A 21,339-nucleotide genomic window follows, 5' to 3' on the forward strand; every position below is an offset into this window, starting at 1 on the left:
GCGCTGCCGCTCACGCTCAAATAATTAAAATAAGCCGTTGTAAATAAAAACCCTACAGGAGGCACTATGCCTAAAAAAATGAGAACAACCCGTAATCTATTATTAATGGCTACGCTATTAGGTAGCGCACTATTTGCCAACGCTGCGGATAAAGAAATGACCATTGGCGCAATATACCTTGATACCCAGGGATATTACGCTGGAGTGCGTCAGGGCGTTCAGGATGCGGCAAAAGATTCTTCAGTACAGGTACAGTTAATTGAAACTAACGCCCAGGGCGATATTTCGAAAGAAAGTACTTTTGTAGATACCCTCGTGGCGCGTAATGTCGATGCCATTATTTTATCGGCAGTGTCTGAAAATGGTAGCAGCCGTACCGTTCGTCGCGCCAGTGAAGCGGGTATTCCGGTGATTTGCTACAACACCTGTATTAATCAAAAGGGTGTCGATAAATATGTTTCGGCATATCTGGTAGGCGATCCGCTGGAATTTGGTAAAAAACTGGGTAACGCTGCCGCCGATTATTTTATTGCCAACAAAATTGACCAACCGAAAATTGCCGTCATCAATTGCGAAGCCTTTGAAGTTTGTGTGCAACGACGTAAAGGGTTTGAAGAAGTATTAAAAGCCCGCGTTCCCGGCGCGCAAATTGTCGCTAATCAGGAAGGGACTGTTTTAGATAAAGCGATTTCTGTCGGTGAAAAACTGATTATCTCCACGCCAGATCTCAACGCCATTATGGGTGAATCGGGCGGAGCGACACTCGGTGCGGTAAAAGCAGTACGCAACCAAAATCAGGCCGGAAAAATTGCCGTTTTCGGTTCGGACATGACCACTGAAATTGCTCAGGAGCTGGAAAACAACCAGGTGCTGAAAGCGGTAGTGGATATTTCCGGTAAGAAAATGGGCAATGCTGTTTTCGCGCAAACATTGAAGGTTATCAATAAACAAGCCGACGGTGAAAAAGTGATTCAGGTGCCAATCGATCTCTATACCAAAACTGAAGACGGTAAACAGTGGCTGGCAACGCACGTTGATGGTCTGCCCTAATAGCTGATTCGCAGAGGTCCCTATGTTCACGGCAACAGAGGCAGTCCCGGTAGCAAAAGTGGTGGCAGGAAATAAGCGTTACCCCGGCGTCGTTGCGCTGGATAACGTTAACTTCACGCTCAATAAAGGCGAAGTTCGCGCGCTGTTAGGCAAAAACGGTGCGGGAAAATCGACCCTCATTCGAATGCTTACCGGTAGCGAACGTCCGGATAGCGGTGATATCTGGATTGGCGAGACGCGACTGGAAGGCGACGAAGCTACGCTGACTCGCCGTGCCGCTGAACTGGGGGTACGCGCGGTTTATCAGGAATTAAGTCTGGTGGAAGGGCTGACGGTGGCAGAAAACCTCTGCCTTGGTCAATGGCCTCGCCGCAACGGCATGATTGATTACCCGCAAATGGCGCAGGATGCCCAACGTTGCTTACAGGCGCTGGGCGTTGACGTTAGCCCTGAACAACTTGTTTCAACGCTAAGCCCGGCGCAAAAGCAACTGGTGGAAATTGCGCGGGTGATGAAGGGCGAGCCGCGCGTGGTCATCCTTGATGAACCCACCAGCTCGCTTGCCAGTGCGGAAGTTGAACTGGTGATCAGCGCCGTGAAAAAAATGTCGGCACTGGGCGTGGCGGTGATTTACGTCAGCCACAGGATGGAGGAAATCCGCCGTATCGCTTCCTGTGCCACCGTCATGCGCGACGGGCAGGTGGCGGGCGATGTGATGCTCGAAAACACCTCAACTCGCCATATTGTGTCGTTGATGCTCGGACGCGATCACGTTGATATTGCACCGGTTGCAGCTCAGGAGATTGCGGACCAGACCGTACTGGAAGTTCGCGCGTTACGCCACAGACCAAAACTTACGGAGATCAGTTTTTCACTGCGTCGTGGCGAAGTGCTCGGCATTGCCGGCCTGCTGGGGGCAGGGCGCAGTGAATTGCTGAAAGCGATAGTTGGGCTGGAAGCGTATGAACAGGGCGAAATTGTTATCAACGGCGAGAAAATCACGCGCCCCGATTACGGCGACATGCTGAAACGCGGCATTGGCTATACGCCAGAAAACCGCAAAGAAGCGGGGATCATTCCCTGGCTGGGCGTTGACGAAAATACAGTGCTGACCAATCGGCAAAAAATCAGCGCCAACGGCGTACTGCAATGGTCCACCATCCGCCGCCTGACCGAAGAGGTGATGCAGCGGATGACGGTTAAGGCTGCCAGTAGCGAAACACCCATCGGCACGCTTTCTGGCGGCAATCAGCAAAAAGTGGTGATCGGTCGTTGGGTCTATGCCGCCAGCCAGATTTTGTTGCTCGACGAGCCAACGCGCGGCGTCGATATCGAAGCCAAACAGCAGATTTACCGTATCGTCCGCGAGCTGGCTGCCGAAGGGAAAAGCGTGGTGTTTATCTCCAGTGAAGTGGAGGAGTTGCCGCTGGTGTGTGACCGCATCCTGTTGTTACAGCACGGTACGTTCTCGCAGGAGTTTCACTCTCCGGTCAATGTGGATGAGCTGATGTCCGCCATTCTGTCTGTGCACTGATGAATTTTACCGAGGAACCTGAAGATGTCTGCTTCGTCATTACCATTGCCGCAGGGCAAGAGCGTCTCGCTCAAACAATTTGTCAGTCGCCATATTAATGAGATCGGTTTGCTGGTGGTGATTGCCATTTTGTATCTGGTCTTCTCTCTGAACGCGCCTGGCTTTATCTCATTGAATAACCAAATGAACGTGCTGCGCGATGCCGCTACCATTGGGATCGCCGCCTGGGCGATGACGCTGATTATTATCTCCGGGGAAATTGATGTCAGTGTTGGGCCGATGGTGGCTTTTGTTTCAGTGTGCCTGGCGTTTTTGCTGCAATTTGAAGTTCCGCTGGCGATTGCTTGTCTGCTGGTGTTGCTGTTAGGTGCGCTGATGGGAACGCTGGCCGGGGTGCTGCGCGGCGTGTTTAACGTACCAAGTTTCGTGGCCACACTGGGGCTGTGGAGCGCCCTGCGCGGAATGGGCTTGTTTATGACTAACGCCCTGCCAGTGCCGATTGACGAAAACGAGGTACTGGACTGGCTGGGTGGACAATTTCTCGGAGTGCCGGTATCCGCGCTGATCATGATGGTGTTGTTTGCGCTGTTTGTGTTCATCAGCCGCAAAACCGCCTTCGGGCGCTCGGTTTTTGCCGTTGGCGGTAATGCTACGGCGGCGCAGTTGTGCGGCATCAACGTTCGTCGGGTGCGCATTCTTATCTTTACCCTTTCGGGATTATTAGCGGCGGTGACCGGCATTTTGTTGGCGGCGCGTCTTGGTTCTGGTAACGCAGGTGCCGCAAACGGTCTGGAGTTTGACGTCATCGCCGCGGTCGTGGTCGGCGGTACGGCACTTTCCGGCGGTCGCGGTTCCCTGTTCGGTACATTGCTTGGTGTGCTGGTGATTACGCTAATCGGTAACGGTCTGGTATTGCTCGGGATTAACTCTTTTTTCCAGCAGGTGGTACGCGGCGTCATCATCGTGGTGGCAGTCCTGGCGAATATCTTGCTGACCCAGCGAAGCAATAAAGCGAAACGCTAAACCTTAACGCCCCTGGCGCGGGTGCGGCAGGGATGAAAATTAATCGTATTGTTAATGAGGGATTTATGAAAACGATGCTGGCAGCTTATTTACCAGGAAATTCGACCGTCGATCTGCGGGAAGTTGCGGTGCCGACGCCGGGGATTAACCAGGTGCTGATCAAAATGAAATCCTCCGGGATTTGCGGAAGCGATGTCCACTATATCTACCATCAACACCGCGCCACGGCGGCGGCGCCCGATAAACCGTTATACCAGGGCTTTATCAACGGTCATGAGCCGTGCGGGCAAATTGTGGCGATGGGGCAAGGCTGTCGCCATTTTAAAGAGGGTGATCGCGTGCTGGTGTATCACATTTCTGGCTGTGGTTTTTGCCCGAATTGCCGCCGCGGCTTTCCTATCTCTTGTACTGGCAAAGGAAAAGCGGCTTACGGCTGGCAGCGTGACGGTGGTCATGCCGAATATCTGCTGGCGGAAGAAAAAGATCTGATCCTCCTGCCGGATGCACTGAGTTACGAAGATGGTGCGTTTATCAGTTGCGGCGTTGGCACGGCCTATGAAGGGATTTTGCGCGGCGAAGTCTCCGGCAGCGATAACGTGCTGGTGGTCGGTCTGGGACCGGTCGGCATGATGGCGATGATGCTGGCGAAAGGTCGTGGTGCAAAAAGGATCATCGGCGTTGATATGCTGCCGGAACGTCTGGCAATGGCGAAACAGTTAGGGGTGATGGATCACGGTTATTTAGCGACGACCGAAGGTCTGCCGCAGATAATTGCTGAACTCACTCACGGCGGCGCGGATGTTGCGCTCGATTGTTCCGGTAATGCTGCGGGGCGCTTGCTGGCATTGCAATCCACCGCCGACTGGGGGCGCGTGGTTTACATTGGTGAAACCGGAAAAGTGGAGTTCGAAGTCAGCGCCGATCTGATGCACCATCAACGGCGGATTATTGGCTCCTGGGTAACCAGTCTGTTCCATATGGAAAAATGCGCTCACGATCTGACCGACTGGAAACTATGGCCACGTAACGCCATTACCCACCGCTTCTCGCTGGAACAGGCGGGAGATGCCTACGCACTGATGGCGAGCGGCAAGTGCGGGAAAGTTGTGATTAACTTTCCGGATTAAGGAGTTAGCGGATGACCATCTATACCTTATCTCACGGGCCGCTAAAACTGGACGTTTCTGACCGGGGCGGCGTAATCGAAGGCTTCTGGCGCGATACGACGCCGCTGCTACGTCCTGGTAAAAAAAGCGGTGTGGCAACCGATGCCTCTTGTTTTCCGCTGGTGCCATTTGCAAACCGGGTGAGTGGTAACCGATTTGTCTGGCAGGAGCGAGAGTATCAACTGCAACCGAATGTTGAGTGGGATGCGCACTATCTACACGGCGATGGCTGGTTGGGGCAGTGGCAATGTGTCTCGCGCAGCGATGATAGTTTGCGTCTGGCGTATGAACATCACTGTGGCGTTTATCATTATCGTGTAAGCCAGGCATTTCATTTAACGGCGGATTCACTGACGGTCACGCTCTCTGTCACCAATGAAGGCACTGAGACGCTGCCATTTGGTACTGGCTGGCATCCTTATTTTCCGTTGTCGTCGAAAACGCGGATTCAGGCACAGGCGAATGGTTACTGGCTGGAGCGGGAGCAGTGGTTGGCGGGCGAGTTTTGCGAGCAGTTACCGCCAGAACTGGATTTCAACCAGCTCGCGCCGTTGCCGCGCCAGTGGGTGAACAATGGTTTTGCCGGATGGAATGGTCAGGCCCGCATCGAGCAGCCGCAGGAGGGTTACGCCGTCATCATGGAAACGACGCCGCCTGCGCCGTGCTATTTCATCTTTGTCTCCGATCCCGCGTTTGATAAAGGGTATGCGTTTGATTTCTTCTGTCTGGAGCCGATGAGTCATGCGCCAGATGACCATCATCGCCCGGAAGGTGGTGACCTCATTGCGCTTGCGCCGGGGGAATCAACAACCTCAGAGATGTCGTTGCGGGTAGAGTGGCTGTAATTTATAAAATGCCGGATGCACAGGCCTACAGGGTAATTTCGATTTTGTAGCACTCGGCGCACCATGCCTGATGCGACGCTTGCCGCGTCTTATCAGGCCTACAATTGGTGTTGGAGCGGTCGGCCGGATAAGGCGTTCACGCCGCATCCGGCATCTTTCCTAACGCCGATCGAGAGAAATTGCCCCCGGCCCGGTAATTGCCAGCAGCAGGAATGCGCCAGCAATGCTGATATTCTTCCAGAAATTAATCATATTTGGCCCAACCGCATCGCCAGTCATATCCCAGTAATGATGACCAATCACCGCAGTTCCCAGCGTGTAGAAAATAAACAGCACCGCCAGCGGACGGGTGAAAAAGCCAAGTATGATTAATATCGCGGCGGGTACTTCCATAATCACCGCAATAACTGCCGCCAGCATCGGCATCGGTGCGCCCAGCGAGGCCATATACTGTACCGTCCCGTCAAAGCCCATCATTTTGGGAAAACCAAAAATAATGAAAATTAAGATGACGGCGATACGGGCAATTAATAACAAAACGGGGCGGGCAGCACCAAAATCAAAATAACGTAGTGAGTTCATAACCAATCCCTTTGCAAGATAATATGATTTAAACGTAATACACACTCTTGCACCTCGCCACGCCCCAGCGGATGAGAAATTTGGTAATTATCCAGGTCAATATCCAGCACATTTTCTTTAGGTGATATTTTGTTAGCGGTATTAACGATATTTTTTCCAGCTCTGTGTACTGGAAGCAGACTCGAATTTTCTTATTTTTCAACTTGCACCAACATTCGATTAACTCCAGACTAACGCCTCCTGACGGGAGGGACTCATGGTTTTGCAATCCACGCGCTGGTTGGCGCTCGGTTATTTCACATACTTTTTTAGCTACGGTATTTTTCTACCTTTCTGGAGCGTCTGGCTTAAGGGGATTGGCTTAACGCCAGAAACCATCGGCCTGTTGTTGGGGGCCGGACTGGTTGCCCGTTTTCTCGGTAGTTTGATAATTGCGCCTCGCGTCAGCGATCCTTCTCGCCTGATTTCTGCGCTGCGTGTGCTGGCGTTGCTGACGCTACTCTTTGCCATCGCCTTCTGGGCGGGTGCGCATGTGGCGTGGTTGATGGTGGTGATGGTTGGTTTTAACCTCTTTTTCTCACCGCTGGTGCCGTTGACCGATGCGCTGGCGAATACCTGGCAAAAGCAGTTCCCGCTTGATTATGGCAAAGTGCGACTTTGGGGCTCGGTGGCGTTTGTCATTGGCTCGGCGCTAACGGGGAAACTGGTCAGCGTATTCGATTATCGGGTTATTCTGGCATTGCTGACGTTGGGCGTGGCATCCATGCTGCTCGGCTTTCTTATCCGTCCGACGATTCAGCCACAAGGGGCCAGCCGTCAACAGGAGAGCACGGGGTGGCCAGCGTGGTTGGCGCTGGTCCGCCAGAACTGGCGTTTTCTGGCCTGCGTTTGTTTATTGCAGGGGGCGCATGCGGCCTATTACGGTTTTAGCGCCATTTACTGGCAGGCAGCTGGCTACTCGGCCTCGGCGGTGGGCTATTTGTGGTCGCTGGGCGTGGTGGCGGAAGTCATTATCTTTGCGCTGAGTAATAAGCTTTTCCGCCGTTGTAGCGCCCGTGATATGTTGCTGATCTCGGCGGTATGCGGGGTAGTACGTTGGGGCATTATGGGGGCAACCACTGAGTTGCCGTGGTTGATTATGGTGCAAGTTCTGCATTGCGGCACCTTTACCGTGTGCCATCTGGCCGCTATGCGCTACATTGCCGCTCGTCAGGGAAGTGAGGTTATCCGCTTGCAGGCAGTTTATTCTGCCGTCGCGATGGGCGGCAGTATCGCCATCATGACCGTCTTCGCCGGTTTTTTGTATCAATATCTGGGGAATGGCGTGTTCTGGGTGATGGCATTGGTGGCGTTTCCGGCAATGTTTTTGCGCCCGAAAGTCGTTCCCTCATGCTGATTCAAGTATTTTGCGGATTTGTTCCTGTTGATGTGCCGTCAGGGTCAGATCCGTATAAATCAGCGGTGGTGAAAAAAGCGGTAGCGGCATGGTATAAGGCGCAATAATAAGTGCGGCATTGCGCGGCGCGCCAATCTGCAAAAATGTCTTCACAGACATGTGTTTAATATTGAGCGGCAGTATCGTTAGCTCACGCAATTGCAGCTCAATATTCGCTTCTCGTTCGCTGTCATTGCCCGTCAGCAAAATAATCTGCTTTTCGTGAATTTCATTTGCCTGCATCAGCCATGCACCGAAAATCACTGCCACCAGACAACTTTCTTCATCGGAAAGACTGACATTGTACTCATTTTCAAACCCGACCAGCGCTTCGCGGGTGGTGTGCACGAGCCGTGGATAAAGTCGACGGAACTCTTCCGGTAAAGTGTTATCAATGCCGATAGAAAACAAACAGCGGTTTAACGCCTGGGCGAGGTGAGTATAAAGCTGATAGCACAACCCCTGTTCATCATAGAAATGGACGTTACTCAACTGCCGAAAATGCTGTACCAGACGGTTAATTGACAGGCGCAACTGTTTGCCATGCTGATGGGTGTCTCGCAGTGGATCGGGAACCCGCAACATGGAAAAAAGCAATGCCATAAATAGTGGCTCATCAGTGGGGACAGGTTGACGCGCCCGCCGTTGCCAGTGGCGGCCAATTTCCTGTGCAACCTGAAATTCAATGCAAGATTCCAACCAGTGCCATTGCAGCGGGTTAAATAAGGGCGAGATTCCGGCATGGTGTTGCAATAAGCAATATTGCAGATACAAACACAGGAAATGAACATCACGCGCGTCAAAGCGTTTTTGCAGCCTTCGCGAGCAGAGATTAACTAACGCCAGTAGATTGGTGTCGTCATAAAAATTACGAGCAATCCCCCGACGCTTTAGCTCCCCCTTTAACGCGGGCGTAAAATGGCTGCTGATAAATGACGGACAAAGGCGAAAAGCGCGTCGTAGCCAATGAAATAAACATAAGCGTTGGTTAAGTATTGTACCTTCAATCCGGTAGCTCCCGTCATATCCAGTTGTAATGGTGAGTTGATGATAGCGCTGGATCTCCCGTCCTGTTTCGCTGATATCGCGACCCACCATTTCATCATCCACACCATTAATCTCGCTGAAAGTTGCCGTGGTGGCGCTCAACCCCGGCTGGAACAGCGTCAGCAATACCTGGCAACGGCGCTGGGGAGCTGAAAGTACAGATGGTGGGGCAAGTGTAGGTATCATCTGTAGATCTCCCATAAGCATAATTTATAAGAATAGCTAAAGTTTGCTTAGGGATACGGTGAATGGAATGCTATTAATCAGAAATGATGACAAACATCACAGAATTTTTATCGATATAAACACTTTCTGGCAGTTTAATGCCATCCCTTAAGGTGATTTCTTGCTGTTTTATCTGGTTTCGACCATAAGGTTAATTCTGTGGATTCAATGCGCTAAGGATAAAGTCCACCATTTGCTCGCGATAAACGTCTCCGTGACGATCGGAAAAGGCATCAAGATGTTCGCCATCGGGGATCAAAATCAGGCGTTTTGGCTCTTTCGCCAGGGCAAATAATTTCTCGCTATGCTGCCATGGAATAACATGATCAGCTTTGCCGTGAATCAGTAAAAGCGGGATCGGGCTGACGCTGGCGATGTAATTTTCGCCGCTGTAACTCTCATCAAGTAAGTAGCCACTGCCGGGTATCATCTGGTTAGCGATGGTCGAATAAGAGGCAAATGTGGAGTCGAGGATCACCGCACGTATGCCCTCGCGATCTCCTAACCCAATAACGTCAAGAATATTCGCCCCGCCAATACTCTGCCCGAACAGCACCAGCCGCTTGGGGTTTACATCGCTACGATGGCGCACCACGTTGATGGCACTTTGCGTATCGTCCAGTAATCCGGCTTGTGATGGAGTGCCTTTAGATTTACCAAACCCGCGATAATCAAACATAAAAACATTGAAATTATGTTCTGGTAACCAACTGACCAGCGGCCAGTGGGCGGACATATTCCCGGCATTGCCATGAGCATGAATTACGGTAGCAATAGCGTTTTCGGCGGGACCAGTGGAAGAGGGGATAAACCAGCCTTGTAGCCGTGTGCCATCTTTAGCAGTAAATTCAACAGATTCAGCAGACCATGGATCAGGACCGTAAATTTTGTCGTCGGGATAATAAAAGAAGTTGATGGCGATGCGCGGCACTAAATAAACGCAGAAAGCAGAAATAAAAAGAATAAACAGAATCTTGAGAACGCGTTTGTTCGCTGGCAGAACCATGACCTTTCCTTACGACTTGCTTTGTAATCCATTAATCGGGAAAGGATGGTGGGAGAGTGGCGCAGGAAAGTAAAGCGGTGCGAAAGTATTTCGGAATAGCGCCTGAAAGGCAAGGGCGGGTGAGGAACGTCACCCGCCAGAGAAATTAACGCTTCAGTGCGTCGCTTAACTCGTCACGCATGTTCGCCAGCATGGCTTTAACAACGCGCGGGTTACCGGCAACGATGTTACCGGTCAGCATGTAGTTATGGCCACCGATGAAGTCGCTGACGATACCGCCCGCTTCACGAACCAGCAGCTCGCCTGCCGCGAAGTCCCACGGACGCAGACCGATTTCAAAGAAACCGTCAACGCGACCCGCAGCGACGTAAGCCAGATCCAGCGCCGCGGAACCGGTACGACGGAAGTCTGCACATTCGTTGAACAGTTTGCCAACGATGTTGATGTAGGTGGTGGCGTACTGTTTTGCTTTGAACGGGAAGCCGGTCGCCAGAATAGTACCGTCGAGATCGCGAGCGGTGCTGCCGCGCAGACGGTAGCCGTTCAGCTGTGCGCCCTGACCGCGAGTCGCGGTGAACAGTTCGTTACGCATAGGATCGTAAACCACAGCAACTTCGGTGCGGCCTTTGATACGAACAGCGATAGATACCGCGAAGTGCGGCAGACGTTTGATAAAGTTGGTAGTGCCATCCAGTGGATCGATAACCCATTGAACATCCTGATCAGTACCTTCAAGTTCACCACTTTCTTCGGTGATGATGGTGTGCTGTGGGTAAGATTTACGAATCGTGTCGATAATCACCGCTTCGGCAGCTTTATCTACGTTGGTCACGAAATCGTTACTGCCTTTCTGGCTCGCCTCTACAGCGTCCGGGGTTTCATAGTTTTTGGCAATTAAATTACCCGCCTTGCGCGCTGCGCGCACGGCGATGTTCAGCATCGGATGCATCGGTTTCTCTCACTGGATGTTAAAGAACGGGAAAACGGCGCAGAGTATAGCAGCGAGATCGGCATCTGTCTTCGTTTTATGTTAAGATGCGCGAATAATCTTTAGACGAAGAAAGACAATGCTGCAAAATATTCGAATTGTGCTGGTGGAGACGTCACACACCGGCAATATGGGTTCTGTTGCCCGTGCCATGAAAACAATGGGATTAACTAATCTGTGGCTGGTTAATCCACTGGTGAAACCTGACTCCCAGGCGATTGCCCTGGCGGCAGGCGCCAGCGATGTGATTGGTAATGCTCACATCGTCGATACGCTCGACGAAGCGTTAGCCGGTTGTAGCCTGGTGGTTGGCACCAGTGCACGTTCGCGCACGTTGCCGTGGCCGATGCTCGACCCGCGCGAATGCGGTCTGAAAAGCGTCGCTGAAGCGGCAAATACCCCGGTGGCGCTGGTTTTTGGTCGCGAGCGCGTCGGTCTGACCAATGAAGAGTTGCAGAAGTGCCATTATCATGTCGCGATTGCCGCTAACCCTGAATACAGCTCGCTGAATCTGGCGATGGCGGTTCAGGTTATTGCCTATGAAGTGCGTATGGCCTGGCTGGCAACTCAGGAAAACGGCGAGCAGGTTGAGCATGAAGAGACGCCGTATCCGTTGGTCGATGATCTGGAGCGTTTTTATGGTCATCTCGAACAAACGTTGCTGGCAACCGGTTTTATCCGTGAAAACCATCCGGGTCAGGTGATGAATAAACTGCGTCGTCTGTTTACCCGTGCGCGCCCGGAAAGCCAGGAATTGAATATCCTGCGCGGGATTCTGGCTTCTATTGAACAGCAGAATAAAGGTAATAAGACCGAATAACAGTGATTGCCTGATGCGACGCTTAACGCGTCTTATCAGGCCTGGAAGTGCACGCAATTCCAGGTCGGATAAGGCGTTCACGCCGCATCCGACAACAGGTACAAACGGCACGATAAAAAATGGCACTGAAGGTTAAATACCTGACTAAATCAGTCAAGTAAATAGTTGACCAAATTACTCGGGAATGTCAGACTTGACCCTGCTATGCAATACCCCCACTTTTACAATAAAAACCCCGGGCAGGGGCGAGTTTGAGGTGAAGTAAGACATGAGACTGACATCTAAAGGGCGCTATGCCGTGACCGCAATGCTTGACGTTGCGCTCAACTCCGAAGCAGGCCCGGTACCGTTGGCTGATATTTCCGAACGACAGGGAATTTCCCTTTCTTATCTGGAACAACTTTTTTCCCGTCTGCGTAAAAATGGTCTGGTTTCCAGCGTACGCGGACCAGGCGGTGGTTATCTGTTAGGCAAAGATGCCAGCAGCATCGCCGTTGGCGAAGTGATTAGCGCCGTTGACGAATCTGTAGATGCCACCCGTTGTCAGGGTAAAGGCGGCTGCCAGGGCGGGGATAAATGCCTGACCCACGCGCTGTGGCGTGATTTGAGCGATCGTCTCACCGGTTTTCTCAACAACATTACTTTAGGCGAACTGGTTAATAACCAGGAAGTGTTGGATGTGTCCGGTCGTCAGCATACTCACGACGCGCCACGCACCCGCACACAAGACGCGATCGACGTTAAGTTACGCGCTTAATTTAACCGTCCTGTTTCGTGTTGCATCTGCGTTGACTGCACATACTCACTCCGGTCACTTACTTATGTAAGCTCCCGGAGATTCGTAAGTTTGTCAACTTGCTGAAACCCGAAACAGTTAGGTTAAAGATAACAAGATATTAGAATCAGGCCGGGGCGTATCGCGCTCCGTAAACACGGTCGTACATCCAGCCGGTAGCCTGATTCCTTGCATTGAGTGATGTACGGAGTTTATAGAGCAATGAAATTACCGATTTATCTCGACTACTCCGCAACCACGCCGGTGGACCCGCGTGTTGCCGAGAAAATGATGCAGTTTATGACGATGGACGGAACCTTTGGTAACCCGGCCTCCCGTTCTCACCGTTTCGGCTGGCAGGCTGAAGAAGCGGTAGATATCGCCCGTAATCAGATTGCCGATCTGGTCGGCGCTGACCCGCGTGAAATCGTCTTTACCTCTGGTGCAACCGAATCTGACAACCTGGCGATCAAAGGTGCGGCCAACTTTTATCAGAAAAAAGGCAAGCACATCATCACCAGCAAAACCGAACACAAAGCGGTACTGGATACCTGCCGTCAGCTGGAGCGCGAAGGTTTCGAAGTCACCTATCTGGCACCGCAGCGTAACGGCATTATCGACCTGAAAGAACTCGAAGCGGCGATGCGTGACGACACCATCCTCGTTTCTATCATGCACGTGAATAACGAAATCGGCGTGGTGCAGGATATCGCGGCTATCGGCGAAATGTGCCGTGCTCGTGGCATTATCTATCACGTTGATGCAACCCAGAGCGTGGGAAAACTGCCTATCGATCTGAGCCAGTTGAAAGTTGACCTGATGTCTTTCTCCGGCCACAAAATCTACGGTCCGAAAGGTATCGGTGCGCTGTATGTGCGTCGTAAACCGCGCGTACGCATCGAAGCGCAAATGCACGGTGGCGGTCACGAACGCGGTATGCGTTCCGGCACTCTGCCTGTTCACCAGATCGTCGGTATGGGCGAAGCCTATCGCATCGCAAAAGAAGAGATGGCGACCGAGATGGAACGTCTGCGCGGCCTGCGTAACCGTCTGTGGAACGGCATCAAAGATATCGAAGAAGTTTACCTGAACGGTGACCTGGAACACGGTGCGCCGAACATTCTCAACGTCAGCTTCAACTACGTTGAAGGTGAGTCGCTGATTATGGCGCTGAAAGACCTCGCAGTTTCTTCAGGTTCCGCCTGTACGTCGGCAAGCCTCGAACCGTCCTACGTGCTGCGCGCGCTGGGGCTGAACGACGAGCTGGCACATAGCTCTATCCGTTTCTCTTTAGGTCGTTTTACTACTGAAGAAGAGATCGACTACACCATCGAGTTAGTTCGTAAATCCATCGGTCGTCTGCGTGACCTTTCTCCGCTGTGGGAAATGTACAAGCAGGGCGTGGATCTGAACAGCATCGAATGGGCTCATCATTAATCGGTATCGGAATCAGGAGAATTTATAATGGCTTACAGCGAAAAAGTTATCGACCATTACGAGAATCCGCGTAACGTGGGTTCCTTTGACAACAACGACGAGAACGTCGGCAGCGGCATGGTGGGTGCACCGGCCTGTGGCGACGTGATGAAGTTGCAGATTAAAGTCAACGATGAAGGTATCATTGAAGACGCGCGTTTTAAAACTTACGGCTGCGGTTCCGCTATCGCTTCCAGCTCTCTGGTCACCGAATGGGTGAAAGGGAAGTCTCTCGACGAAGCGCAGGCGATCAAAAACACCGATATTGCTGAAGAACTTGAACTGCCGCCGGTGAAAATTCACTGTTCTATTCTGGCAGAAGACGCGATCAAAGCCGCCATTGCGGACTATAAAAGCAAACGTGAAGCAAAATAAGAGTTGAGGTTTGGTTATGTCGATTACACTGAGCGACAGTGCAGCAGCGCGAGTAAATACCTTTCTGGCTAACCGCGGCAAAGGGTTTGGCCTGCGTCTGGGCGTGAGAACCTCTGGATGTTCAGGTATGGCTTATGTACTGGAATTTGTTGACGAACCGACGCCGGAAGACATCGTGTTTGAAGACAAAGGCGTGAAAGTCGTGGTCGATGGCAAAAGCCTGCAATTTCTGGACGGTACGCAGCTGGACTTCGTAAAAGAAGGCCTGAACGAAGGGTTTAAATTCACCAACCCGAACGTTAAAGATGAGTGTGGTTGCGGCGAAAGCTTCCACGTTTGATGCGCATACCGATAACCCCACCGTGGTCGCCTGCGCGTGGGGTTTGTTTTACCTGATTCGCCGTTATCGCGGCGGATCGCAGCCCTGAGAATGTTATGGATTACTTCACCCTCTTTGGCTTGCCTGCCCGTTATCAACTCGATACTCAGGCGCTGAGCCTGCGTTTTCAGGATCTACAACGTCAGTATCATCCTGATAAATTCGCCAGCGGAAGCCAGGCGGAACAACTCGCCGCCGTACAGCAATCTGCAACCATTAACCAGGCCTGGCAAACGCTGCGTCATCCGTTAATGCGTGCGGAATATTTGCTTTCTTTGCACGGTTTTGATCTCGCCAGCGAGCAGCATACTGTGCGTGACACCGCGTTCCTGATGGAACAGCTGGAGCTGCGCGAAGAACTGGACGAGATCGAACAGGCAAAAGATGAAGCGCGGCTGGAAAGCTTTATCAAACGTGTGAAAAAGATGTTTGATACCCGCCATCAGTTGATGGTTGAACAGTTAGACAACGAGACGTGGGACGCGGCGGCGGATACCGTGCGTAAGCTGCGTTTTCTCGATAAACTGCGAAGCAGTGCCGAACAACTCGAAGAAAAACTGCTCGATTTTTAATTTCTGGAAGCTAAACATGGCCTTATTACAAATTAGTGAACCTGGTTTGAGTGCTGCGCCGCATCAGCGTCGTCTGGCGGCCGGTATTGACCTGGGCACAACCAACTCGCTGGTGGCAACAGTGCGCAGCGGTCAGGCCGAAACGTTAGCCGACCATGAAGGCCGTCACCTGCTGCCGTCTGTTGTTCACTATCAACAGCAAGGGCATTCGGTGGGTTATGACGCGCGTACTAACGCAGCGCTCGACACCGCCAACACCATTAGTTCTGTTAAACGCCTGATGGGGCGCTCGCTGGCTGATATCCAGCAACGCTATCCGCATCTGCCTTATCAATTCCAGGCCAGTGAAAACGGCCTGCCGATGATTGAAACGGCGGCGGGACTGCTGAACCCGGTGCGCGTTTCTGCGGACATCCTCAAAGCACTGGCCGCGCGGGCAACTGAAGCCCTGGCGGGCGAGCTGGATGGTGTAGTTATCACCGTTCCGGCGTACTTTGACGATGCCCAGCGTCAGGGCACCAAAGATGCCGCGCGTCTGGCGGGCCTTCACGTCTTGCGTTTACTTAACGAACCGACCGCCGCGGCTATCGCTTACGGGCTGGATTCCGGTCAGGAAGGCGTGATCGCTGTTTATGACCTCGGTGGTGGGACGTTTGATATTTCCATTCTGCGCTTAAGTCGCGGCGTGTTCGAAGTGCTGGCGACCGGCGGTGATTCCGCGCTCGGCGGCGATGATTTCGACCATCTGCTGGCGGATTACATTCGCGAGCAGGCGGGCATTCCTGACCGTAGTGATAATCGCGTTCAGCGTGAACTGCTGGATGCCGCCATTGCAGCCAAAATCGCGCTGAGCGATGCGGACTCTGTGACCGTGAATGTTGCGGGCTGGCAGGGCGAAATCAGCCGTGAACAATTCAATGAACTGATCGCGCCACTGGTAAAACGAACCTTACTGGCTTGTCGTCGCGCGCTGAAAGACGCGGGTGTAGAAGCTGATGAAGTGCTGGAAGTGGTGATGGTGGGCGGTTCTACTCGCGTGCCGCTGGTGCGTGAACGGGTAGGCGAATTTTTCGGTCGTCCACCGCTGACTTCCATCGACCCGGATAAAGTCGTCGCTATTGGCGCGGCGATTCAGGCGGATATTCTGGTGGGTAACAAGCCAGACAGCGAAATGCTGTTGCTTGATGTGATCCCACTGTCGCTGGGCCTCGAAACGATGGGCGGCCTGGTGGAGAAAGTGATCCCGCGTAATACCACGATTCCGGTGGCCCGCGCCCAGGATTTCACCACCTTTAAAGATGGTCAGACGGCAATGTCTATCCATGTAATGCAGGGTGAGCGTGAACTGGTGCAGGACTGCCGCTCGCTGGCGCGTTTTGCGCTGCGTGGTATTCCGGCGTTACCGGCTGGCGGCGCGCATATTCGCGTAACGTTCCAGGTCGATGCCGACGGTCTTTTGAGCGTGACGGCGATGGAGAAATCCACCGGCGTTGAGGCGTCTATTCAGGTCAAACCTTCTTATGGTCTGACCGATAGCGAAATCGCTTCGATGATCAAAGACTCAATGAGCTATGCCGAGCAGGACGTAAAAGCCCGTATGCTGGCTGAACAAAAAGTAGAAGCGGCGCGCGTGCTGGAAAGTCTGCACGGCGCGCTGGCTGCTGATGCCGCGCTGTTAAGCGCCGCAGAGCGTCAGGTCATTGATGCTGCCGCCGCTCACCTGAGTGAAGTGGCGCAGGGCGATGACGTTGACGCCATCGAACAAGCGATTAAAAACGTAGACAAACAAACCCAGGATTTCGCCGCTCGCCGCATGGACCAGTCGGTTCGTCGTGCGCTGAAAGGCCATTCCGTGGACGAGGTTTAATATGCCAAAGATTGTTATTTTGCCTCATCAGGATCTCTGCCCTGATGGCGCTGTTCTGGAAGCGAATAGCGGTGAAACCATTCTCGACGTTGCGCTGCGTAACGGTATCGAGATTGAACACGCCTGTGAAAAATCCTGTGCTTGCACCACCTGCCACTGCATCGTTCGTGAAGGTTTTGACTCGCTGCCGGAAAGCTCAGAGCAGGAAGACGACATGCTGGACAAAGCCTGGGGGCTGGAGCCGGAAAGCCGTTTAAGCTGCCAGGCGCGCGTTACCGACGAAGATTTAGTGGTCGAAATTCCGCGTTACACTATCAACCATGCGCGTGAGCATTAACAGAGGTTAGTATGGGACTTAAGTGGACCGATAGTCGCGAAATTGGCGAAGCACTGTACGATGCGTATCCCGATCTTGATCCGAAAACGGTTCGATTCACCGATATGCATCAGTGGATTTGCGATCTGGAAGATTTCGACGATGATCCGCAGGCATCCAACGAGAAAATCCTCGAAGCGATTTTGTTGGTCTGGCTGGACGAAGCCGAATGAATAAACGGGCTGCCTGGGGGTAGCCCGTTTTGCTGTTAAACGAATAAGGATAACTAAAATGACAGAAGCGATGAAGATTACCCTCTCTCCCCAACCTGCCGACGCGCGCTGGGGAGAAAAAGCGACTTACAGCATTAATAATGATGGCATTACCCTGCATTTGAATGGAGCTGACGATCTGGGGCTGATCCAGCGTGCGGCGCGCAAGATTGACGGTCTGGGCATCAAGCATGTTCAGTTAAGCGGTGAAGGTTGGGATGCGGATCGCTGCTGGGCATTCTGGCAAGGTTACAAAGCCCCGAAAGGGACGCGTAAAGTGGAGTGGCCGGATCTGGACGATGCCCAGCGTCAGGAACTGGATAACCGCCTGATGATCATCGACTGGGTGCGTGACACCATCAACGCACCGGCAGAAGAACTGGGGCCATCGCAACTGGCACAGCGTGCTGTTTATCTGATCAGCAACGTCGCAGGCGATCGTGTGACTTACCGGATCACCAAAGGCGAAGATTTGCGTGAGCAAGGTTATATGGGGCTGCACACCGTCGGACGCGGTTCAGAACGTTCTCCGGTATTGCTGGCGCTGGATTACAACCCAACTGGCGATAAAGAAGCGCCGGTGTACGCGTGCCTGGTAGGTAAAGGCATCACCTTTGATTCCGGCGGCTACAGCATCAAACAGACCGCGTTTATGGACTCAATGAAGTCTGATATGGGCGGTGCGGCAACGGTTACCGGGGCGCTGGCGTTTGCCATTACGCGCGGACTGAACAAGCGCGTGAAGTTGTTCCTCTGCTGTGCGGATAACCTGATCAGCGGCAACGCGTTCAAACTGGGCGATATCATCACCTATCGCAACGGTAAAAAAGTCGAAGTGATGAACACTGATGCCGAAGGGCGTCTGGTGCTGGCCGATGGCCTGATTGATGCCAGTGCGCAGAAACCGGAACTGATCATTGATGCGGCGACCCTCACCGGGGCGGCGAAAACCGCGCTGGGTAATGATTATCACGCGCTGTTCAGTTTTGACGATGCGCTTGCTGGTCGCTTGCTGGCGAGTGCTGCGCAGGAGAACGAACCGTTCTGGCGTCTGCCGTTGGCGGAGTTCCACCGCAGCCAGCTGCCGTCTAACTTTGCCGAACTGAACAACACGGGCAGTGCTGCTTATCCGGCAGGTGCAAGTACGGCGGCGGGCTTCCTGTCGCACTTTGTTGAGAACTATCAGCAAGGCTGGCTGCATATTGACTGTTCGGCGACTTACCGTAAAGCGCCGGTTGAACAGTGGTCTGCGGGGGCGACCGGGCTGGGTGTGCGCACGATTGCCAATCTGTTAACGGCGTAAACGTCTTATTTGGCCTACAAAATTGCGAAAATTCAATAGATTGCGACTCCCTTGTAGGCCTGGTAAGCGTAGCGCATCAGGCATTTTCGCTCCGAACATTGAATGAATTGTGGTTCTTATGTCCGAAACAAAAAACGAACTTGAAGACCTGCTGGAAAAAGCAGCAACCGAACCGGCGCACCGCCCGGCCTTTTTCCGTACTCTACTGGAATCCACCGTCTGGGTGCCCGGTACGGCGGCACAGGGCGAGGCTGTAGTTGAAGATAGCGCGCTCGATTTACAGCACTGGGAAAAAGATGACGGCACCAGCGTCATTCCTTTTTTCACCTCGTTAGAAGCACTTCAACAGGCGGTTGAAGACGAACAGGCATTTGTCGTAATGCCCGTTCGCACATTGTTTGAGATGACCCTTGGCGAAACGCTCTTCCTTAACGCCAAACTGCCAACCGGTAAAGAATTTATGCCGCGTGAAATCAGTTTGTTGATTGGTGAAGAAGGGAATCCGCTGAGCAGTCAGGAAGTACTGGAAGGAGGTGAATCGCTGATATTATCGGAAGTCGCAGAGCCGCCAGCACAAATGATTGATTCACTCACCACCTTATTTAAAACCATTAAGCCAGTGAAGCGTGCTTTTATTTGTTCAATTAAAGAGAACGAAGAGGCACAGCCTAATTTACTTATTGGCATTGAAGCCGATGGTGATATCGAAGAAATTATTCAGGCAGCGGGAAGTGTAGCGACCGATACATTACCTGGCGATGAACCAATAGATATTTGTCAGGTAAAAAAAGGGGAAAAAGGAATTAGCCACTTTATTACCGAACATATTGCGCCATTCTATGAACGTCGCTGGGGTGGTTTTTTGCGTGACTTTAAACAGAATCGGATAATCTAAAATATGCCGCCCCAAAGGGCGGCATTCGGGCTTACCTGCTGTTCTGAAGGTTGTTAACCACCAGTAAATTGTTACCGAAGAGACTCCGGTTATTATTTACTTCGGAAAACAGCGCACCAGAAACAATAAGTTCGATACAAAAGCACCGTATCTTCATTGTGCGGTCCATGCGAAGACCGCATCACGGCAGCACCACTGGCGATATTGCCGCGATAGCAAGCACTGTGGGGTGCCTGTATTTACGGTTATGGAACATCCTTTCCTAAAGCCAGCGCCCGTTTGCGAGACGGCGAAAAGGGCCGTTAAGAATAATACTCTCATGTTTGAATAATTACTCTGTTTATTATCTTGACATAGCCAGGCATAAAAGAGAGTATTTCAACACTGTGGGGTGCCTGCGTTGCTCCGGCAACACAAGTCAACCTGCTGGAAAGGCCGCGAACCAGACCAGCAATAAAAAACCGCCAAATTCGGCGGTTTTTTATCGCCTGTAAAAAGCTTATTTCATTGGCTCAACCGGTAAATCGGCCCGTGCGCCCCATTCACTCCACGCCCCGTCGTATAGTTTCACATTTGGCACATCCAGTGTTGCGAGTGCCAACAAAACCACGGCTGCCGTTACACCAGAGCCGCAGCTGACGATAATCGGTTTGTCATAGCTGATGCCGCGACCAAAAAATATCGCATCCAGTTCATCGGTCGTTTTCAGTTCGCCTTCGCGCACCAGTTCTGTCCATGGGACATTCAGCGCGCCGGGAATATGTCCGCGACGTAAACCTGCGCGAGGTTCATCAACTTCCGCGTTAAAACGCGCAGCCGGGCGGGCATCGATAATTTGTGCCGTTTTTTCATGACTTGCCAATAACACATCGGTCACTTTCACCACGGCTTCCGGGGTAAACGCGACGTTAAACTCACCTTCCGGCAGTTCCACGGCGCCTTCTTCTAACAGCAGATCATCACGTTGCCAGCCCGCTAAGCCACCGCCAAGGATTGACACTTTCTCCACACCAAAAGTGCGCAGCATCCACCACGCGCGCGGCGCAGAAAATAGGTTTCCTTCATCATAGACAATCAGATGCTTGTCCTGATTAACGCCCAGTTCACGCATCGCGACGGCGAACGTTTCCGGGCGAGGCAGCATGTGCGGAAGGGGGGATGTATGATCAGAAAGAGCTTCGATATCGAAAAATACTGCACCGGGGATATGACCGTTCAGATACTCCTGGGCAACGTTACGATCTTCCTGCCCGGGCGGCGCCATACGAGCATCAATAATCTGAATTTCCGGGTCATCAATATGTTCGGCGAGCCAGTCGGCTCCTACAAACCATGTCGTGGACATAGGCATCTCCATTTTTGCCGGGGTTAAGTTAAATTGTCGGATG

23 protein-coding genes are annotated in these 21,339 nt (G+C 52.4%); 17 read left to right on the forward strand and 6 right to left on the reverse strand.

Annotated elements, in window-relative coordinates; translation table 11 throughout:
- Positions 1 to 66: 66 nt before the first annotated feature.
- Genes AACS80_RS06560 through AACS80_RS06580 form a run of 5 tightly spaced genes read left to right on the forward strand, consistent with a single transcriptional unit; the run spans position 67 to position 5,618 of the window.
- Positions 67 to 1,050, forward strand: coding sequence for a substrate-binding domain-containing protein (locus AACS80_RS06560; protein WP_105268353.1), 984 nt, complete (start codon positions 67 to 69; stop codon positions 1,048 to 1,050).
- A gap of 22 nt (positions 1,051 to 1,072) precedes the next feature.
- Complete coding sequence (locus AACS80_RS06565) at positions 1,073 to 2,584, forward strand: sugar ABC transporter ATP-binding protein (RefSeq protein ID WP_130260412.1); 1,512 nt, start codon at positions 1,073 to 1,075, stop codon at positions 2,582 to 2,584.
- Between the two features lie 24 nt (positions 2,585 to 2,608).
- The gene (locus AACS80_RS06570; protein WP_138183714.1) at positions 2,609 to 3,607 is read left to right on the forward strand and encodes an ABC transporter permease; all 999 of its coding nucleotides are present in this window, start codon (positions 2,609 to 2,611) and stop codon (positions 3,605 to 3,607) included.
- Between the two features lie 32 nt (positions 3,608 to 3,639).
- Positions 3,640 to 4,734, forward strand: a complete 1,095-nt coding sequence (locus AACS80_RS06575) for a zinc-dependent alcohol dehydrogenase family protein (RefSeq protein ID WP_000700809.1) — start codon at positions 3,640 to 3,642, stop codon at positions 4,732 to 4,734.
- 11 nt (positions 4,735 to 4,745) lie between these two features.
- A complete protein-coding gene (locus tag AACS80_RS06580) occupies positions 4,746 to 5,618 on the forward strand; it encodes an aldose 1-epimerase (RefSeq protein ID WP_135410264.1) in 873 nt (290 codons plus the stop codon).
- Positions 5,619 to 5,777: 159 nt separating this feature from the next.
- On the opposite strand, the gene AACS80_RS06585 is transcribed toward AACS80_RS06580, so the two are convergent.
- Complete coding sequence (locus tag AACS80_RS06585; protein WP_001087245.1) at positions 5,778 to 6,200, reverse strand: DoxX family protein; 423 nt, start codon at positions 6,198 to 6,200, stop codon at positions 5,778 to 5,780.
- Positions 6,201 to 6,456: 256 nt separating this feature from the next.
- Here AACS80_RS06585 and AACS80_RS06590 point away from each other — a divergent pair, with 256 nt between their 5' ends.
- The gene (locus tag AACS80_RS06590; RefSeq protein WP_131162562.1) at positions 6,457 to 7,596 is read left to right on the forward strand and encodes a 3-phenylpropionate MFS transporter; all 1,140 of its coding nucleotides are present in this window, start codon (positions 6,457 to 6,459) and stop codon (positions 7,594 to 7,596) included.
- On the opposite strand, the gene csiE is transcribed toward AACS80_RS06590, so the two are convergent.
- The 3 genes from csiE to suhB all read right to left on the reverse strand — a co-directional run bounded on the left by csiE (position 7,588) and on the right by suhB (position 10,862).
- Positions 7,588 to 8,868 (reverse strand): stationary phase inducible protein CsiE, encoded by a 1,281-nt coding sequence (csiE, locus tag AACS80_RS06595; protein WP_138183715.1) that lies wholly within the window; start codon positions 8,866 to 8,868, stop codon positions 7,588 to 7,590. The genes AACS80_RS06590 and csiE overlap by 9 nt on opposite strands.
- Before the next feature lie 190 nt (positions 8,869 to 9,058).
- Positions 9,059 to 9,913, reverse strand: a complete 855-nt coding sequence (locus AACS80_RS06600) for an alpha/beta hydrolase (RefSeq protein WP_135407556.1) — start codon at positions 9,911 to 9,913, stop codon at positions 9,059 to 9,061.
- Between the two features lie 145 nt (positions 9,914 to 10,058).
- Positions 10,059 to 10,862 (reverse strand): inositol-1-monophosphatase, encoded by an 804-nt coding sequence (gene suhB / locus AACS80_RS06605; RefSeq protein ID WP_130260405.1) that lies wholly within the window; start codon positions 10,860 to 10,862, stop codon positions 10,059 to 10,061.
- A gap of 118 nt (positions 10,863 to 10,980) precedes the next feature.
- On the opposite strand from suhB, the gene trmJ reads away from it, so the two are divergent.
- From trmJ to sseB, 11 genes are all read left to right on the forward strand, one after another.
- Positions 10,981 to 11,721 (forward strand): tRNA (cytosine(32)/uridine(32)-2'-O)-methyltransferase TrmJ, encoded by a 741-nt coding sequence (gene trmJ / locus AACS80_RS06610; RefSeq protein WP_000940020.1) that lies wholly within the window; start codon positions 10,981 to 10,983, stop codon positions 11,719 to 11,721.
- 268 nt (positions 11,722 to 11,989) lie between these two features.
- The gene (gene iscR / locus AACS80_RS06615; protein ID WP_001241357.1) at positions 11,990 to 12,478 is read left to right on the forward strand and encodes a Fe-S cluster assembly transcriptional regulator IscR; all 489 of its coding nucleotides are present in this window, start codon (positions 11,990 to 11,992) and stop codon (positions 12,476 to 12,478) included.
- Positions 12,479 to 12,718: 240 nt separating this feature from the next.
- Complete coding sequence (gene iscS, locus AACS80_RS06620; RefSeq protein ID WP_001295373.1) at positions 12,719 to 13,933, forward strand: cysteine desulfurase; 1,215 nt, start codon at positions 12,719 to 12,721, stop codon at positions 13,931 to 13,933.
- 27 nt (positions 13,934 to 13,960) lie between these two features.
- Positions 13,961 to 14,347 carry a Fe-S cluster assembly scaffold IscU gene (gene iscU, locus AACS80_RS06625; protein WP_000331707.1) on the forward strand — a complete coding sequence of 129 codons (387 nt, stop codon included), beginning with the start codon at positions 13,961 to 13,963 and terminating at the stop codon, positions 14,345 to 14,347.
- 16 nt (positions 14,348 to 14,363) lie between these two features.
- Positions 14,364 to 14,687 (forward strand): iron-sulfur cluster assembly protein IscA, encoded by a 324-nt coding sequence (gene iscA, locus AACS80_RS06630; protein ID WP_000028953.1) that lies wholly within the window; start codon positions 14,364 to 14,366, stop codon positions 14,685 to 14,687.
- Between the two features lie 95 nt (positions 14,688 to 14,782).
- Positions 14,783 to 15,298, forward strand: a complete 516-nt coding sequence (gene hscB / locus AACS80_RS06635) for a co-chaperone HscB (RefSeq protein WP_000384413.1) — start codon at positions 14,783 to 14,785, stop codon at positions 15,296 to 15,298.
- Positions 15,299 to 15,314: 16 nt separating this feature from the next.
- A complete protein-coding gene (hscA, locus tag AACS80_RS06640) occupies positions 15,315 to 17,165 on the forward strand; it encodes a Fe-S protein assembly chaperone HscA (protein ID WP_097315650.1) in 1,851 nt (616 codons plus the stop codon).
- Position 17,166: 1 nt separating this feature from the next.
- On the forward strand, positions 17,167 to 17,502 hold the full coding sequence (gene fdx / locus AACS80_RS06645) for an ISC system 2Fe-2S type ferredoxin (protein ID WP_001124471.1): 336 nt from the start codon (positions 17,167 to 17,169) through the stop codon (positions 17,500 to 17,502).
- Between the two features lie 11 nt (positions 17,503 to 17,513).
- Positions 17,514 to 17,714: a Fe-S cluster assembly protein IscX gene (gene iscX / locus AACS80_RS06650; protein WP_000523616.1), complete on the forward strand. Its 201-nt coding sequence runs from the start codon at positions 17,514 to 17,516 to the stop codon at positions 17,712 to 17,714.
- A 58-nt stretch (positions 17,715 to 17,772) separates the two neighbouring features.
- A complete protein-coding gene (gene pepB, locus AACS80_RS06655) occupies positions 17,773 to 19,056 on the forward strand; it encodes an aminopeptidase PepB (protein ID WP_135410263.1) in 1,284 nt (427 codons plus the stop codon).
- Positions 19,057 to 19,174: 118 nt separating this feature from the next.
- Positions 19,175 to 19,951, forward strand: coding sequence for an enhanced serine sensitivity protein SseB (gene sseB, locus AACS80_RS06660; RefSeq protein ID WP_135410262.1), 777 nt, complete (start codon positions 19,175 to 19,177; stop codon positions 19,949 to 19,951).
- 31 nt (positions 19,952 to 19,982) lie between these two features.
- Here sseB and timP read toward each other — a convergent pair whose 3' ends face one another.
- Complete coding sequence (gene timP, locus AACS80_RS06665) at positions 19,983 to 20,108, reverse strand: small toxic inner membrane protein TimP (protein WP_276606571.1); 126 nt, start codon at positions 20,106 to 20,108, stop codon at positions 19,983 to 19,985.
- 342 nt (positions 20,109 to 20,450) lie between these two features.
- Complete coding sequence (gene sseA / locus AACS80_RS06670; RefSeq protein WP_135410261.1) at positions 20,451 to 21,296, reverse strand: 3-mercaptopyruvate sulfurtransferase; 846 nt, start codon at positions 21,294 to 21,296, stop codon at positions 20,451 to 20,453.
- Positions 21,297 to 21,339 lie beyond the last annotated feature (43 nt).

Origin of the sequence: Escherichia sp. E4385, assembly GCF_963883145.1 — a bacterium.
GTDB lineage: Bacteria > Pseudomonadota > Gammaproteobacteria > Enterobacterales > Enterobacteriaceae > Escherichia.

What these genes read in the sequence shown, in the direction of transcription:
- AACS80_RS06590 (WP_131162562.1), top strand. Translation starts at nt 6,457, where the DNA reads ATGGTTTTGCAATCCACGCGCTGGTTGGCGCTCGGTTATTTCACATAC.
- iscA (WP_000028953.1), top strand. Translation starts at nt 14,364, where the DNA reads ATGTCGATTACACTGAGCGACAGTGCAGCAGCGCGAGTAAATACCTTT.
- AACS80_RS06560 (WP_105268353.1), top strand. Translation starts at nt 67, where the DNA reads ATGCCTAAAAAAATGAGAACAACCCGTAATCTATTATTAATGGCTACG.
- sseA (WP_135410261.1), bottom strand. Translation starts at nt 21,296, where the DNA reads ATGTCCACGACATGGTTTGTAGGAGCCGACTGGCTCGCCGAACATATT.
- AACS80_RS06575 (WP_000700809.1), top strand. Translation starts at nt 3,640, where the DNA reads ATGAAAATTAATCGTATTGTTAATGAGGGATTTATGAAAACGATGCTG.
- iscU (WP_000331707.1), top strand. Translation starts at nt 13,961, where the DNA reads ATGGCTTACAGCGAAAAAGTTATCGACCATTACGAGAATCCGCGTAAC.
- iscR (WP_001241357.1), top strand. Translation starts at nt 11,990, where the DNA reads ATGAGACTGACATCTAAAGGGCGCTATGCCGTGACCGCAATGCTTGAC.
- suhB (WP_130260405.1), bottom strand. Translation starts at nt 10,862, where the DNA reads ATGCATCCGATGCTGAACATCGCCGTGCGCGCAGCGCGCAAGGCGGGT.
- trmJ (WP_000940020.1), top strand. Translation starts at nt 10,981, where the DNA reads ATGCTGCAAAATATTCGAATTGTGCTGGTGGAGACGTCACACACCGGC.
- hscA (WP_097315650.1), top strand. Translation starts at nt 15,315, where the DNA reads ATGGCCTTATTACAAATTAGTGAACCTGGTTTGAGTGCTGCGCCGCAT.
- iscS (WP_001295373.1), top strand. Translation starts at nt 12,719, where the DNA reads ATGAAATTACCGATTTATCTCGACTACTCCGCAACCACGCCGGTGGAC.
- sseB (WP_135410262.1), top strand. Translation starts at nt 19,175, where the DNA reads ATGTCCGAAACAAAAAACGAACTTGAAGACCTGCTGGAAAAAGCAGCA.
- AACS80_RS06570 (WP_138183714.1), top strand. Translation starts at nt 2,609, where the DNA reads ATGTCTGCTTCGTCATTACCATTGCCGCAGGGCAAGAGCGTCTCGCTC.
- hscB (WP_000384413.1), top strand. Translation starts at nt 14,783, where the DNA reads ATGGATTACTTCACCCTCTTTGGCTTGCCTGCCCGTTATCAACTCGAT.
- pepB (WP_135410263.1), top strand. Translation starts at nt 17,773, where the DNA reads ATGACAGAAGCGATGAAGATTACCCTCTCTCCCCAACCTGCCGACGCG.
- csiE (WP_138183715.1), bottom strand. Translation starts at nt 8,868, where the DNA reads ATGATACCTACACTTGCCCCACCATCTGTACTTTCAGCTCCCCAGCGC.
- timP (WP_276606571.1), bottom strand. Translation starts at nt 20,108, where the DNA reads ATGAAGATACGGTGCTTTTGTATCGAACTTATTGTTTCTGGTGCGCTG.
- AACS80_RS06600 (WP_135407556.1), bottom strand. Translation starts at nt 9,913, where the DNA reads ATGGTTCTGCCAGCGAACAAACGCGTTCTCAAGATTCTGTTTATTCTT.
- AACS80_RS06585 (WP_001087245.1), bottom strand. Translation starts at nt 6,200, where the DNA reads ATGAACTCACTACGTTATTTTGATTTTGGTGCTGCCCGCCCCGTTTTG.
- AACS80_RS06580 (WP_135410264.1), top strand. Translation starts at nt 4,746, where the DNA reads ATGACCATCTATACCTTATCTCACGGGCCGCTAAAACTGGACGTTTCT.
- iscX (WP_000523616.1), top strand. Translation starts at nt 17,514, where the DNA reads ATGGGACTTAAGTGGACCGATAGTCGCGAAATTGGCGAAGCACTGTAC.
- fdx (WP_001124471.1), top strand. Translation starts at nt 17,167, where the DNA reads ATGCCAAAGATTGTTATTTTGCCTCATCAGGATCTCTGCCCTGATGGC.
- AACS80_RS06565 (WP_130260412.1), top strand. Translation starts at nt 1,073, where the DNA reads ATGTTCACGGCAACAGAGGCAGTCCCGGTAGCAAAAGTGGTGGCAGGA.